The organism is Streptomyces sp. NBC_01276 (assembly GCF_041435355.1).
Taxonomy (GTDB): Bacteria; Actinomycetota; Actinomycetes; order Streptomycetales; family Streptomycetaceae; genus Streptomyces.
This window is the reverse complement of the sequence record NZ_CP108442.1, coordinates 7653537-7668043: the sequence shown is the minus strand read 5'-3', so window position 1 is coordinate 7668043 and position 14507 is coordinate 7653537. Positions and strand designations below refer to the sequence as shown.

General features: G+C 75.1%; 11 protein-coding genes. 7 read left to right on the top strand and 4 right to left on the bottom strand.

What is annotated here, in order from left to right:
- The first annotated feature begins 57 nt into the window (after positions 1-57).
- The 3 genes from OG295_RS34395 to OG295_RS34385 are packed head-to-tail and all read left to right on the top strand — an operon-like array spanning position 58 to position 6529.
- A complete protein-coding gene (locus OG295_RS34395; protein WP_371680553.1) occupies positions 58-2748 on the top strand; it encodes a lantibiotic dehydratase in 2691 nt (896 codons plus the stop codon).
- Positions 2745-4607 (top strand): hypothetical protein, encoded by a 1863-nt coding sequence (locus OG295_RS34390; RefSeq protein WP_371680551.1) that lies wholly within the window; start codon positions 2745-2747, stop codon positions 4605-4607. Before OG295_RS34395 ends, OG295_RS34390 begins: the two co-directional genes overlap by 4 nt.
- Complete coding sequence (locus tag OG295_RS34385) at positions 4604-6529, top strand: TOMM precursor leader peptide-binding protein (RefSeq protein WP_371680549.1); 1926 nt, start codon at positions 4604-4606, stop codon at positions 6527-6529. Before OG295_RS34390 ends, OG295_RS34385 begins: the two co-directional genes overlap by 4 nt.
- 56 nt (positions 6530-6585) lie before the next feature.
- Here OG295_RS34385 and OG295_RS34380 read toward each other — a convergent pair whose 3' ends face one another.
- A complete protein-coding gene (locus OG295_RS34380; protein ID WP_371681394.1) occupies positions 6586-7125 on the bottom strand; it encodes an N-acetyltransferase family protein in 540 nt (179 codons plus the stop codon).
- A gap of 111 nt (positions 7126-7236) precedes the next feature.
- On the opposite strand from OG295_RS34380, the gene OG295_RS34375 reads away from it, so the two are divergent.
- Both OG295_RS34375 and OG295_RS34370 read left to right on the top strand, forming a co-directional pair.
- The gene (locus OG295_RS34375) at positions 7237-7539 is read left to right on the top strand and encodes a putative quinol monooxygenase (RefSeq protein WP_371680548.1); all 303 of its coding nucleotides are present in this window, start codon (positions 7237-7239) and stop codon (positions 7537-7539) included.
- Between the two features lie 35 nt (positions 7540-7574).
- Positions 7575-8576, top strand: coding sequence for a phosphotransferase family protein (locus OG295_RS34370; RefSeq protein ID WP_371681393.1), 1002 nt, complete (start codon positions 7575-7577; stop codon positions 8574-8576).
- A gap of 27 nt (positions 8577-8603) precedes the next feature.
- Here OG295_RS34370 and OG295_RS34365 read toward each other — a convergent pair whose 3' ends face one another.
- Positions 8604-9584 (bottom strand): ArsR/SmtB family transcription factor, encoded by a 981-nt coding sequence (locus OG295_RS34365; RefSeq protein ID WP_371680547.1) that lies wholly within the window; start codon positions 9582-9584, stop codon positions 8604-8606.
- Positions 9585-9706: 122 nt separating this feature from the next.
- On the opposite strand from OG295_RS34365, the gene OG295_RS34360 reads away from it, so the two are divergent.
- On the top strand, positions 9707-10942 hold the full coding sequence (locus OG295_RS34360; protein ID WP_371681392.1) for an MFS transporter: 1236 nt from the start codon (positions 9707-9709) through the stop codon (positions 10940-10942).
- A 159-nt stretch (positions 10943-11101) separates the two neighbouring features.
- On the opposite strand, the gene glpK is transcribed toward OG295_RS34360, so the two are convergent.
- Both glpK and OG295_RS34350 read right to left on the bottom strand, forming a co-directional pair.
- Positions 11102-12619, bottom strand: coding sequence for a glycerol kinase GlpK (gene glpK / locus OG295_RS34355; protein ID WP_371680546.1), 1518 nt, complete (start codon positions 12617-12619; stop codon positions 11102-11104).
- Positions 12620-12706: 87 nt separating this feature from the next.
- Positions 12707-13555: an MIP/aquaporin family protein gene (locus tag OG295_RS34350; protein ID WP_371680545.1), complete on the bottom strand. Its 849-nt coding sequence runs from the start codon at positions 13553-13555 to the stop codon at positions 12707-12709.
- 300 nt (positions 13556-13855) lie between these two features.
- On the opposite strand from OG295_RS34350, the gene OG295_RS34345 reads away from it, so the two are divergent.
- On the top strand, positions 13856-14422 hold the full coding sequence (locus tag OG295_RS34345; protein ID WP_371680544.1) for a TetR/AcrR family transcriptional regulator: 567 nt from the start codon (positions 13856-13858) through the stop codon (positions 14420-14422).
- The last annotated feature ends 85 nt before the right edge of the window (positions 14423-14507 follow it).

Sequence of the window (14507 nt, the reverse complement as noted above, 5' to 3'; positions counted from 1 at the left end):
GGCACTGCGCCGCCGCCCCCCTCCCCGACCGGGCCGAACAGGAAGGACCGGGACGCCATGACACCCCCTTCGCCCGTCGTGCGCACCGCCCCGTACGCGCTGGTGCGCGCGACGACGCTGAGCCACCCCGCACAGTCCCCGGACGCGGCCTGCTTCCGCGAGGGACTGGAGCGGCTGACGCATCTGGCGAGGGAGTCGGCCCGCCTGCTGCCCGGACTGACCGAGGCCCTGTACGCGAGCCGCGGCGGTCACCCCGACTCCTTCCACCGGGACGTGGTCCTGCCCCTGCGCCGGGCCCTGCACAACGGGCGGGAGCCCCGGGCCGGCGTTCTGGCCGGCCTCGGCGACCTGCCCGAGCGGGTGCCGCAACTGCGGGAGTGGCTGGAGTTACGGGAGCGTCTCGCCTCGGCACGGGCCCGGCTCGCCGGATCGGCGCCCGCCGCGCTGGCGGCGGAACGCGACGCCCTCGCCGCCTGGTGCCGCGAGCCCGCCCTCGCCCTCGCGGCCTCCGCCACCGGCGCGGACCTGCTGGCCGCCGTCGAACGGGCGGGCGCCGGGGCCGGGGCCGGCGGGCGCCGCGCCCGCAAGGAGGAGCCCGGGGTCCTGCGGCACGCCGTGCGCGCCGCCACCCGGAGCAGCCCCGTGTCCTGGTTCACCGCGGTCGGCTGGGGGCCCCTCGCGGGCGGTCCCGACCCGGCGGAGCGGGCCGGCACCGACTGGGGGGACGGCGATCTGCTGGGCCCGACCGGCAACCACGTCCGCACCAGCCGGAGCCTGGTGGCGGCGCTGTGCGAGGCGCTGCTCGCCGACCCGCGCAGGCGGGGCCGGCTCCCGCACCGGATGGCGAGTGCGGCCCGTACCGCCGACGGGCGCGCCACCTTCGCCCGTACCCGGGGCCCCTCCACCGTCGGCCGCTTCCTCGTCACCGACGAGGATGAGGTGGAAGTCGTGGCGAGCGCGCCGCTGGAGCGGGTGGCCGAGCTGTGCCGGACGCCCGCCACGCCCGCGGAACTGGCGGACGCGCTGGCCGCGCCGCAGGACCGCGCGGCCGCCCTCGCGTACGTGGACCAGCTCGTGGACGCCGGTCTGCTGGTCCCGGTAGCGCCCGTCGGACCGCAGGATCCCGATCCGCTGGGCGCTCTCGCCGCCTGGCTGCGACGGGCGGGCCGCGAAGGCGGCGCGGACGACGGGAGGGCCGACGCGGCCCTGGCGGCCCGACTCGACGAAATCGCCGATGCCACACGGAAGTTCGGCGCGACGGACCCGCGCGAGCGGGCCGCGCTGCTCGCGGTCCTGCGCGAGCGGTGGGCGGTCCTGCTCGCTTCGGCGGGGCGGGCACTGCCCCCGGACAACCCCGTTCCCCCCGTGCTGACGGAGGACGTGGTGGCGCGGCGGCCGGTGGCCGCCGACGCCCTGTTCACCGCCGACGACCACGAGGCACTGCGTGAAGTCGGCGCCCTGGCGGAGCTGTTCGATCTCGGACACCTGGCGCGGCGGGCCCTGCGGGACCGCTTCGTGGCCCGGTACGGCCGGGGCGGGGTCTGCCACCCCGTCTGGGACTTCGGCAAGGAGACGGTGGAGGCCTGGGAGGACACCGTCCGGAACGCGCTGCTCCCCCCGGACGGAGACCTGACCGCGCTGCCGACCCGCGCGGCCGAACTCGTCCGGCTGCGGGCGGCGTTCGGGGCCGAAGTGTCGGCCCGCACCGGATCCCCGGAGGATCCCGACGCCGATGTGGTGCTGCCTCCCGAGCTGGTCGGGGCCTTCGCCGCGCGGCTGCCGGGCTGGGCGGCGTCGCGCCCGCTGTCGTACGCGCACTTCGTCCAACGGGACGCCCAGCGCGGCCTGTTGTGCGTGAACCACACCTACGGCGGCTGGGGGCGGGTCGGGAGCCGGTTCCTCGGCCTGCTCGACCCGGGGGCGACCGCCGCGGTCGCGGAGGAGGTCGTGCGCGGCCTGGGACCCGGGGCCCGGCCGGTGCAGTTCCGTCCGGTCCACGGCTTCAACGCGAACCTGCAGCCGCGGTTCGTGCCGGACGAGGTCGTCGCGGAGGAGCACGGCCCCGCCGGGACCACGGACGGCGGCCGGCCGCCGATCGCGGACTCCGACGTGGAGCTCTTCCACGACGAGACCGACGACCAGGTGCGGCTGCGGCTGCGCGACACCGGCGAGCCGCTGGACGTCCTCTATCCGGGTCTGCTGGTGACCGGCCTGCTCACCACGCGCTGCGCCCCCCTGGTCCACGACCACCCGGAGGGGGTCGTCTCCTTCGCCTCGCTGGTGCCCCGCCGGGTCACCGAGGTGCCCGGCGGGCAGCTGGTCCGCACTCCCCGGCTGCGGCACCGGCACGTCGTGCTCCGGCGCCGCCGCTGGAAGCTGGCCGCCGGCACGGTGGCGGCCCTGCGCGGCGAACTGGCCGCCGCCGGGGCCGAGGTCCCCTTCGAGGCCGCCGCGCGCTGGCGGGCCCTGCTGGGCGTCCCCGACCAGCTGTTCCTGCACCCGCCGCTCGGCGCGCCGGCGGGCGCCGGCGGGGCGGAGGACGGCGCGCCGGCCCGGCCGGCGCCGCCGAAGCCGCAGTTCGTCGACCTCGGCAACGCCCTGCACCTGCGGTGCCTCGACAAGTGGCTGGCCCGTCACCCCGACGGACTGGTGCTGGAGGAGGCACTGCCCGCTCCCGGAGGCCGACGGCGGGCGACGCGCGCCGTCGAGGTCGTGGTGGAGACCTACCGGGAGGGGTGCGCCTCATGACCGCCGCGCTGCAGGGGGCGCCCGGGGTGACCGGGGGTACCGGGGCACCCGACGCGCTGGATTCGCTGCGGCACTGGCGGCTGCGGCCCGGTGTCACCGCCTCGGCCCTCGCGCGGGGCCTGCACCTGCGCGGCTGGATCACCAGCATCACCCTGGAGGGAAGCCCCGCGCTTCCCGCACTGTGGCGGATGGTGGAAGACGCCCTGCGCACGGGGGGCGCGGCGGACCTCGCGGCCCGCACGGGGGCCGGTACGCCGCTGCGCGGTGCGCTGTGCACGCTGATCGGGCAGCTCCACGCGCACGGGATGCTGGTCGAGGACGTCGCCCTGCCGGCCGCCGGCCCCGCCCACGACTGGCTCCTCAAGGTCGCCGCCCGTCCCGCCGACGCGGCGGCCGCGCTCGCCGCCGCCCGGGTGGAGGTCCGCGCGGCCGGTCCGGGCGGAGCCCTCGTCACGGCGGCGCTACGGGCCCTGGCGCACGCCGGGGTCGGCGCCGCCCGGTACGCGCCCGGGGCCGGGACGTCGGCAGGAGGCCCGGTGTTGCTCACGGCCACCCTCGCCGACGGCACCGAACGGGCGGTGGGGGCCGCCGTCCACCCGGACGGCGCGTTCGTGACCCCGGTCGGCGCCCGCGCGCGGGCCGGAACCGACACGGCCGCGCTCGCGGAGCGGCTCGGGATCGGGAACGGGAACGGGAACGGGAACGGCAAGGGCGGCGGCGGCAACGGGTTCCACGACTCCCCCGCCCCGGGGGCACCCACCACGGCCGCCGCGCCACCCGCCCTGACCGCCCTCGTCGCGGGCGCGGCCGTACAGCGGCTGCTGTGCGCGGTCACCGGGCTGCCCGATCCGGAATCGGCGGACGACCCCGGCGATCCGGGGCGCCCGGCCCGGTTCCCCTCGGCCCTGGTCGCCGGACAGGACCCGGCGCACGCGGCCTACCACCCCTGGCTCGGGGGCCCGCTCGACCCGGCTCCGCCGCCCGCCACCCTCGACGAGGCCCTGGCCGGCGTGGCCGCGCTGGGCGACGCGCGCCTCGGCGTGCTGCCGGCTCCGCTGGCCGGATCGCTGCCGCAGCTTCCCGTGGCGCTGGCCGGCTGCGCGGCCCCCGGCGGCGGGCGGCTGACGGCCGGCGCCGGGCGCGCCGACCTCGCCCGGCTCGACGCCCTGTGCCGTGCGGCGGAGCTGCGGCTGGGGGCGGAGCGGCCCGGGGCCGTCGTGGGCGCGGGCCCCGGACACGCCGTGGGGCGGGCGCTGCGCCGCGCCGCGGTGGGGCTGCCCGGTACGGGGAGCGCGTGCCGGGACGGGTACGGCGACGGGTACGGGGGCGGGCATCGCCAGGCCCGCCACTGGTGGTCCGTCCTCACCCGGCGCCTCGGGGTGCGGGCGGAGCTGACCGTGACGGGGCTCGACGCGGGCGGCACGGCGTACCGGGCCGAGGTGCGCGCGGTCGGGAGGGCACGAGGGCCGTTGCTCGGGCAGGCGGTGGAGGCCACCGCGGGCGATGCGGCCGCCTTCGCGGCCCTGGCCGCGGTGGTCCGCGTACAGGCCGGGGCAGCGGAGCCGGCGGTCCGTCACATCACCTCGCCCGGCGGAGAGTTGTGTCCGCTCGCGACGGCAGGCGTGGATCCGGCGCCCTGGGAGGACGAGGGCTGGCCCGCCGGATGGTGGGCCCGGGTCGCCGGGCACGAAGCCGCTCTGCACGCCACCCTGTTCCGCCTGACGGGCCTGCGCGCCTTCCCGTGGGAGCCCGCCGGGCCGCGGGCCCGCACTCTCGTGACCGCGCTGCGCGGCTGCGGCTTCACCGTGCTCGACGCCCCGGACGGCGTCGGCACCGACACGGAAGGGGGATCGCGGTGACGACCCCGTCGGCGCCCTCCGTCGCCCGCACCCCGCTCGGTGCGGCCCTCGCGGCGGCCGGGCTGACCGTCCTCGACGCGCGCGGGGCCCTGGAGACCGCGGCGGGCCGGGCCGTGGTCGTCCTGGACGAGTGGACCCTGGAGGACGCCGCCGCGCTGTCGCGGCACGCCCTCGACCACCCCGTGACCCTGCTCCCGGTGCGCTGCGACGGGGCGCTGACGGTCGTGGGCCCGGTACTGCGGCCGGGCGCGGTGGGCTGCGTCTCCTGCACGGAGTACCGCAGGCTCGCCACCATCGGCGGCCGCGTCCCGTGGCACAGCCCCGGGTTGCGGCTGGCGGGCCGCCCCTCCCCCGCCCTGGTGGACGCCGTGGTCGCACTGGCCGCCGAGCTGCTGGGGCGCCCCGCTCCGGCCCCGGGCGCCGGCGCGGACGTACGGATCCTGCACGGCGGGCACGCCACCTGGTCCGGGCACACCTTCCGCCCGGTCGGCGGGTGCGCGGTGTGCCTGCCGCTGCCCGAGGACGCCGCCGGGGCGGCCCGCCCCCGGTGGGCACCGCAGCCGCTGCCGGACCCGGAGGTGCTGCGGGGGTCCAACTCCCGTACGGACCGGGCCGCTCTGCGCGCCGAGCTGTACGACGAGCGGTTCGGCCCGGTCCACCGGGTGGTGCGCACCGAGGATTCCGCGCACAGCCTCACGAGTGCCTACGTCACCCTGGGCCGGGACCTGCCGGACGGCGGGTACGGGCGTGCCACCGACTACGACGGCAGCGAACGGGTGGCCCTCTTCGAGGCGGTCGAGCGGCTGTCCGGGATGAGCCCGCAGGGGCGCCGCACCGTACTGCGGGCCTCCTACGCGGAGTTGGGGCCGGAGCGGGCCGTGGACCCGGAGCGGCTGGGGCTGCCCGATCCGGCCCACCACGGTCATCCCGCCTCGCCGACCGTGCCGTACACACCGGGGCTGGAGCTCGACTGGGTGCACGGCTGGTCACTCACCCGAGGGCGTCCGGCAGCCGTGCCCGAGCACGTCGCGTACTGGGATCCCGGTCCGGGGCGGCCGCGGGTCGTCTACGAGTGCTCCAGCGGCTGCGGCCTGGGCAACAGCCCGCAGGAGGCGGCCCTGTACGGGCTGTTCGAGGTGGCCGAGCGGGACGCGTTCCTGATGGCGTGGTACGGGAGGACGCCGCTGCGCCGGATCGCGCTGCCGGACGAGGACCTCGAAGTGCTGCACCTCGCCGACCGGGCGGAGCTGGCCGGCTACCGGCTCACGGTGCTGGACGCCACGAACGACTTCGGCGTCCCGGCGGTCGTCGCGATCGCCCGGCACACCCGTCCCCGGTCGGCGGCGCCGCAGGTCTTCCTGGCCGCGGGGGCGCACCACGATCCGCGTAGGGCGATCCGTTCCGCCGTGGTGGAGACGGTGACGAACCTCTTCCACTCCGGTCAGCGGCTGCGGGCCGAGCCGGACGCCTTCGATCCGCTGCGGCTGCGCGCCATGCTGGAGCGGCCCGAACTCGTGGTAGACCTGAGCGACCACACCGCCCTCTACGGTCTCCCGGAGGCCCGGCCGCGCACGGACGTCCTCTTCGGCGACGACCGGCCGACCCCGTGGCGGGAGGCCTGGCCGGGCGCACCGGAACCGGTGACGGACCTGTCCGCGCTGCTCGACGTGACGGTACGCCGCCTGGCGGGGGCCGGTCTGGAGGTGATCGTGGTCGGGCAGGACGAGCCGGGCGTGCGCGAGCGCCTCGGCCTGTACACGGCCAAGGCCGTGGTGCCGGGGGCGTTGCCGATGACCTTCGGGCACGTCAACCGCCGTACCCGGGGGCTGCCCCGTCTCCTGGAGGTCCCGCACCGCCTGGGCCGCGCCCCCGGTCCGCTGCGCCACGACGAACTCCCGCTCCACCCGCACCCGTTCCCCTGACCCGGGCCGGCCCCGGGGCGGGGCCGCCCCCCTTCACCGGGGCCGGGTCAGGTGGATCACGAGGGGCCGGGACGCAGCGGCTTCCGGTACCAGGCCACGTCCCAGAACCTGTCGAACTTCCGGCCGACCTCCTCGAAGACGCCGACCGGGCGGAAGCCGAACCGCTCGTGGAGCCGCTGGGACGCCGCGTTCGGCAGGGTGACGCCGGCCAGCGCCACATGGACGTCCTCCTGCTCCAGCACCTCGAAGAGCGACGCGTAGAGCAGGCTGCCGATGCCGCGTCCCGTGCATTCGGGCGCGAGGTACACGCTGGTCTCCACGGAGGTCGCGTAGGCCCGCTTCGGGCGGAACGGGCCGCTGGTGGCGTAGCCGAGCGGCTTCCCGCCCTCCTCGGCCACCAGGAGCCGGTGCGGGCCGGAGGCGGGATGGTCCAGCAGCCACGGCCGGCGCCGTTCCGGGGTGAACGGCTCGGTGTCGAAGGTGACCGGCGTGGCGGTGACGTAGTGGTTGTAGATCCGGGTAAGTCCGGCGAGGTCGTCCTCGGTGCCGGGCCGGATCCTCGTCGTCGCGCCGGCCGGGTGCGTGTGCGCCGTCATGTTCATCCCGAGGACGGTAGACGGCCCCTGTTACGCCGCCGTTTCGCCTGCCGCGGGCGCACCACCGTGCCGACGGCCGTCGTCGATCACCCGGCGGGTACGCTGCAGCACATGTCGGAACCGGTGCAACTCCTCATACACATCACCACCCTTCCGGGACGCGGGCCCGAGCAGATCGCCGCGTTCGAGCGCCTCGCGCCGGTCGTCCGCGCCGAGGAGGGGTGCCTGCGGTACGACATGCACCAGGTGAGCGGGGAGCCGGACCGCTTCGTCCTCATCGAGCGGTGGTCCTCCCAGGAGGCGCTCGCCGCCCACGACGCCACCGCGCACATGGTCGAAGCCGATGCGGCGAGCCCGGTGTTCCGGGCGGGCCCCGCCGTGGTCGTCCGGCTCGCGGCCGAACCTCTGGCCTGACGGCACGCGGGGAGGAGAGGTACGTCATGGACGTGATGCGCGGGGTCGTCCGGCGTGAGCATCTGGCGGAGGCCGCGCGTGCGGCCCTGGGAGGCGGGCAGCGGCTCGACCGGGTGTCGCGGCTTCGGGGCGGCAGCAAGAAGGGCGTGTACCGGCTGGGATTCGACGACGGCTCCACCGCCGTCGTCTACGTCTGGGACGAAGGCGAGAACTACTGGCCCACCGCGCACGGCGGGGCCGCCGACCGCCTGGCGGACCCCCTTGCGCCCGCCTCCGGCATCGAGCTGTTCGAGGCGGCCCACAGGCGTCTGGAGGCCCTCGGGGTCCGTACGCCCCGCGTGCATCTGGCCGACCGGAGCGGGCGGTGGTGCCCGGCCGACATCGCCGTGGTCGAGGACGTACCCGGCGAGAACCTCGAAGCGCTGCTCGACGGCGATCCGCGCCGCGCGGAGACGGCCCTCGCCCGGCTCGCCGGGGTGCTCGACGTGCTGCGACGCCACTCGGGTCCCGGCTTCGGAAAGGTCGCGCTGCTCGACGACGGCGGTACCGCCCACGGCCGTTCGTGCGAGGAGGTCGTCCTCGGCCGGGCGCTCGCCGACCTCGCCGAAGCCGCCTCGCGCGACGCCCGGATCGCCCGCGCGGGTGCCCGTCTGGAGGACGAGGTGCGCCGGCTGGCGGCCGCCGTGCCCCCGCGCGCGCAGTACGGTCTCGTCCACGGGGAGCTCGGACCGGACCACGTCCTGGTGGACGGGGACGGGCAGCCGGTCCTCATCGACATCGAGGGCCTGATGTTCTTCGACGTCGAGTGGGAGCACGCGTTCCTGCGCATCCGGTTCGCCGAGCACTACCGGCGCCTGAACGGCTCCGGGCTCGACGAACGGAGGCTGGACTTCTACGCGTTGGCGATGCGCCTGTCCCTCGTCGCCGGACCGCTGCGGCTCCTCGACGGCGACTTCCCGGACCGCGAGGCCATGCGGGGCATAGCCGAGTACAACCTCCGCCAGGCCCTCGCCCTGCTGCCCGCCCACGGCCGCTGACACGCCGGAGGGCGGGCACCCCGGGGTTCAGCCGCCGCCGGTCAGCTGATCGCCCAGGGGGCTGCGGCGGTACAGGACGTGCCGTCCGTCGCGCGCCCGGGTCACGAGTCCGGTCGCGTACAGCACCCGCAAGTGCTGCGACACCGCGCTCGGGGTGACCCCGGTGCGGCGGGCGATCTCGACCGTGGGGAGCGGCGCGTCGAGCAGCCCCAGCAGCCGGGTCCGGGACGCGCCGAGCAGGGACACGAGGGCGGAGGGGTCGGGGAGGGGCTCCGGGGCCCACAGGGTCGCCAGCCCGCGGCTCGGGTACGACATCATGGGCGCCTCGTCCGCGCCGACCGGTGGTGCGGGTTTGTTCGCGAACACGGACGGTACGAGCAGCAGCCCCCGCCCGGAGGCGCGGGCGTGATACCGGCTGACCATCTGACCGATGTGCAGCACGCCGTCGTGCCAGCGCAGGTTCGGGTGCATGTCGGCGAACAGCAGGCGGGCGCCCCCCACGGCCAGTTGCCGCGCGCGGTACGTCATGTCGGCCTCCAGCAGCAGCCGCATCCGCGGCCACACCGGCTCGACGGCGACCTGCCAGTACCGCCGCAGCAGGTCGCACAGGGCGTCGCGGAGCGCGAGGACGGATGCGTCGTCGGCGGCGCGGGCGGCGCGCAGTTCGTCGGGGAGCGGGTCCGGGGCGTGCGTGGCCAGCAGGTCGCGCCGGACCGTGGCGGGGCCGGTCCGGCCCACGACGGCCAGTTCGTCCTCGAAGGCCGGCTCGAAGCACGCGGGACGCGGCGTGAGGAAGTCGGGCAGTGTGCGCCGCGACGCGACCACGGACATCAGCAGGCCGGTGTCGAGCCCGCCGAGCCGGCCGAGGACGGTCCGGCGCCACGGCAGGTGCAGCGCGGACAGTCCCGGGTCGCGCAGCACCCGGAGGCTGAGCACGGTCTCGTGCAGGGGCGAGATCGCGAACCGCGTGTCCGCCAGGTCCTCGACGCCCAGTTCGTAGCTGATCATCAAGCCATACGCTACATCGATTGGCGCGCAGCGCCCCGTGCCGTGGACTTCCCCGCATGACACCTCCGACTCCCACGCGGGAACCGGCGATCGTCACCGGGGGGACCGCCGTGCGGCGGCCCATGGGTGACGGGACCACCCTGGGTCCCCGCACGGTGCTGCTCCTGGCCCTGACCTGCGCCGTCGGCGTGGGCAACGTCTACTTCCCTCAGGCGATCACCCCGCTCGTCGCCGCCGGGCTCGGCACGACGCCCGATGCCTCGGCGCTGGTGGTGACCGCCACGCAGATCGGCTACACGACCGGGATCCTCCTGCTGGTACCGCTCGGCGACCGGATCCCGTACCGGCCCTTCATCGTCACCCTGCTCCTCCTCTCCGGGCTCGGCCTCCTCGCCGCGGGGTGCGCCCCCGCCCTGCCGGCCCTGGTCGCGGCGGCCGCCTGCGTCGGCGTCACCACGGTGGCCGCCCAGCTGATCGCCCCGCTGGCGGCGGGGATGGTGGCCCCCGACCGCCGCGGGGCCGTGATGGGCACCCTGCTGAGCGGGTCGATCGGCGGGATGCTGCTGGCCCGTACGTTCAGCGGCACGCTCGGCGAGCGGCTGGGCTGGCGTGCCCCCTACCTGGCAGCGGCGGTCGTGGTGCTGCTGCTCGCCCTCGTCCTCGTCCGCGCCCTGCCGGTCACGGCCCCGCCGCCGCCCCGGCCGTACCGGGTGCTGCTGGCGGAGTGCCTGCGCCTGTTGCGCACCGAGCCCGAACTGCGCCGTTCCTGCCTCTACCAGGCGACCGTCTTCGGTGGTTTCTCGGCCGTCTGGACCTGTGTGGCCCTGCTCCTCGCCGGTCCCGCCTACCGTCTGGGCGGGGAGGCGGTGGGCATGCTCGCCCTGGTCGGGGCGGTGACCATGGCCTGCACTCCGCTCGCCGGGCGTCTGGTGGACCGCGGGGGCTCCGATCCCGTGAACCTGGTGTGCCTGCTCGGGGTCATCGTCGCGGCCGCGGTCCTCGTGGCGGGCGCCCTGGGCGGGACGGCGGGGGCGGTCGCGCTGGTCGTGGGCACGCTGCTGCTGGACGTCGCGATGCAGTGCGGCACGGTCGCCAACCAGGCCCGGGTCTTCGCCCTGCGTCCCGACGCCCGCAGCAGGCTCAACACCGCCTACATGACCTGCGCCTACCTGGGCGGCAGCGTCGGCTCGTGGGCCGGCGTGCGGGTCTACGACCGGGCCGGCTGGCCGGGCGTGTGCGGGCTCGTGGCCCTCCTCGCCGCCCTCTCCCTCGCCCGCCACCTGGCGGCGTCGTACGGGCGCGGGTCCCGCGAGGGCGGCCGTGGGGCACGGGTGCCGGAGGCCGGCGGACGGGGGTGACGTCCGGAGCGCCGGGGCGGACGGTCCGGACGGAGGAGGACGGCCCGCAGAAGGACGGCCCGGAGAAGGACGGCCCGGAGGAGGACGGCCCGGAGAAGGACCGGTGGACGGGACCGCGGGCACGGGCGGAGGTTTCCGGTCGTGCCCGCTTCCCCGCGGCTATTCGACGGTCGCCCAGTCCAGGGTCCGCGCGACCGCCTTCTTCCAGCCCTCGTAGCCTTCGGCCCGCTTGTCCTCGGACCACTGGGGCTCCCACCGCTTGGACTCCTGCCAGTGCGTGCGGAGCTCGTCCGTGTCCTGCCAGAACCCGGTGGCCAGTCCGGCCGCGTACGCGGCGCCGAGGGCCGTGGTCTCGGCGACGACGGGGCGGCTGACGGGTACCCCGAGGATGTCCGCCTGGATCTGCATGCACAGGTCGTTGGCCGTGACTCCGCCGTCGACCTTGAGTACGTCCAGGTGTACCCCGGAGTCCTGTTCCATGGCCTCCACGACGTCGCGGCTCTGGTAGCAGATGGCTTCCAGGGTGGCGCGCGCCAGGTGTCCGCTGTCGTTGTAGCGGGCGAGGCCGACGATGGCGCCGCGGGCGTCGGAGCGCCAGTAGGGCGCGAACAGGCCCGAGAAGGCCGGCACGAAGTACATGCCGCCGTTGTCCTCGACCGTAAGGGCCAGGCGCTCGCTCTCCGCGGCATCGGTGATGATCTTCATCTGGTCGCGCAGCCACTGCACGGCCGAGCCGGTGACGGCGATGGAGCCCTCCAGGGCGTACACCGCGGGCTCGTCGCCGAAGCGGTAGGCCACGGTGGTGAGCAGGCCGTGCTCGGAATGGACCAACTCGTTGCCCGTGTTGAGCACGAGGAAGTTGCCGGTGCCGTAGGTGTTCTTGGCCTCGCCGGGCGCGTAGCAGACCTGCCCGACGGTGGCCGCCTGCTGGTCGCCGAGCACGCCCGTGATCGGGATCGCCGCCCGCAGGGGGCGGGAGCTGCGTGTGACGCCGAAGGCGGTGGGGTGCGAGGAGGAGTGGATGGCGGGGAGCATCGCGCGCGGGATCCCGAAGAAGCCGAGGAGTTCGTCGTCCCAGTCCAGGCTCTCCAGGTCCATCAGCATGGTCCGGCTGGCGTTGGTGACGTCGGTGGCGTGGATGCCTCCGTCGGGGCCCCCGGTGAGGTTCCACAGGACCCAGCAGTCGGTGTTGCCGAAGAGCGCGTGTCCCTGCTCGGCGGCTTCGCGGACGCCCTCCACGTTCTCCAGGATCCACTGGATCTTCCCGCCGGAGAAGTAGGTGGCCGGTGGCAGCCCGGCCTTGCGGCGGATGACGTCGCCCTGGCCCGAGCGGTCGAGCGCGGCCGCGATCGAGTCGGTGCGGGTGTCCTGCCAGACGATGGCGTTGTAGTACGGGCGGCCGTTGCGCGGGTCCCAGACGACGGTCGTCTCGCGCTGGTTGGTGATGCCGATGGCCGCCAGGTCGGCCGGGGAGAGGTTTCCGTGCCGGAGCGCGTTCTGGATCACCGAGTTGGTGCGCTCCCATATCTCCACCGGGTCGTGCTCGACCCATCCCGACCTGGGAAGGATCTGTGCGTGCTCCAGCTGGTGCTTCGCGACCTCGTTGCCCGCATGATCGAAGATCATGAACCGGGTGCTCGTGGTGCCTTGGTCCACCGCGCCGACGAAGTCCGCCATGGTGGTGCCGCCTCTCTTGGGGGGAGAGCCCGTCCCGCGGCGGGGCGGTTTCGCCGCCCCGGGCGGGGGATGACGTCGGGCTGAGGGTCAGGGTTCTTCGGTGATCGGAACGACGCCCTCGGGCTCGGCCTCGGCGGTCGGCAGGAACTGGCCGATGAAGAACCTGTACAGAGCCGCTCCGATCAGGCCTCCGACCAGCGGGCCGACGATGGGCACCCAGAAGTAGAAGTTCCCGTACTGATCTCGCCAGGCCCCTCCGTAACCGGTGAGGAAACTGGCGAGCCGCGGACCGAAGTCACGGGCCGGGTTGATCGCGTACCCCGCGTTCGTGCCCCAGGCCATCCCGATCGCGACGACGATCAGTCCCACGATGAACGGCGCCAGGTTGGCACCGGGCGGGTTGTTGAGCAGGTCCGTGACCGCGAGGATGAGCAGCAGCAGGAGCGCCGTACCGATGATCTGGTCCCGTAGCGCGCCCCATTCGGTGACCGGCAGGTTCGGGTTGCCGTTCGCCGGGAGCGTGGAGAAGACGCCCTGCGACTTGATGGTGTGGGTGGGGTCGTACTTGGCCAGCGCCTCGGTGTAGTTCCACCGCACGATGAGGGCGGCCACGAACGCGCCGGCGAACTGCGCCAGCACGTAGGGTGCCACCTTCTTCCACGGGAAACCCTTGAAGGCAGCCAGCGCGACGGTGACCGCCGGATTGAGGTGGGCACCACTCATGCGCCCCGCGACGTACACGCCCAGGGTGACGGCCAGGCCCCAGGCCCACGCGATGCTGTCGTGGTTTCCGAGGCCGCCGGGCGGGTCGGTGAGTCCGCCGCCCGCGACCACTTGGGCCACGACGCCGCAGCCGAAGAGGATGAGGACCATCGTGCCGGCGAATTCGGCGGACACTTCGCCCACCAGCCCCGATGCCTTGAGACGATCAACCATGTGAGCCTGCTTCCTTGCCGGCGGAGACCGGCTGTCACATCGGCCCGTCGGTGCCGCCGCCAGCCGCGGGGCCCGGCGGGCGGTCGCTCGTGCGGAGGCTCGGCGCCCGTCGTGGCACACGCTGGATGCGCGGGGACGGACCACGGGAAGAATCTCCGCACGTGCCGCATACCCGGTCGTATCGATCTAATCACTCGATCAGCGGAGCTGCTCCTTGTGGCCGTCCACGCGCGGGAAGCGCCGGCCATCAGGTGACCCGAGGGGTTGACACCCAAAAAGTGTGAGTGATTGAGTACTCACATGCAATCGGAACGCCAACGCCAGCTGTCCACCGCGGAGGAACGCCGCGAGACGGTGCTGCGCACCGCCATCGGAGCGTTCGCCGCGCGGGGGTACTTCGGCACCACGACCACGGAGGTCGCCAAGGCCGCCGGGATCTCGCAGGCGTACGTCTACCGGCTCTTCCCCAACAAGGAAGCCCTGTTCGTGGCGGTCGTGGACCACTGCTTCGTACGGGTGCGGGCCAGCCTGGAGGCCGGCGCGGCCGGTGCGCGCGGCAGCTCGCCGGAGGCCGTGCTCTCCGCGATGGGCGACGCGTACGCCCATCTGATCAGCGACAAGGATCTGATGCTGGTCCAGCTGCACGCCCAGGCCGCCGCGGTCTCCGAGCCCGCCGTCCGCGAGGCCGTGCGGGCCGGTTACGCCCGTACGGTCGAGTACGTACGCGGGGCTTCCGGCGGCGACGACCGTCAGATCCAGGAGTTCTTCGCCGTCGGGATGCTCTGCCACCTGGTGGTGTCGATGGACGCCGGGGCGGTCGACGCGCCCTGGACGCGCACCCTGACCGCCGGCATCCGGCACTACTGACAGCCGGCTCCCCCAGGACGGCGGCCCACCAGAGGTCGGGTCGCCGTCCCTGCGGGGCAAAGAGTGAGTGGTTAACCACACATAT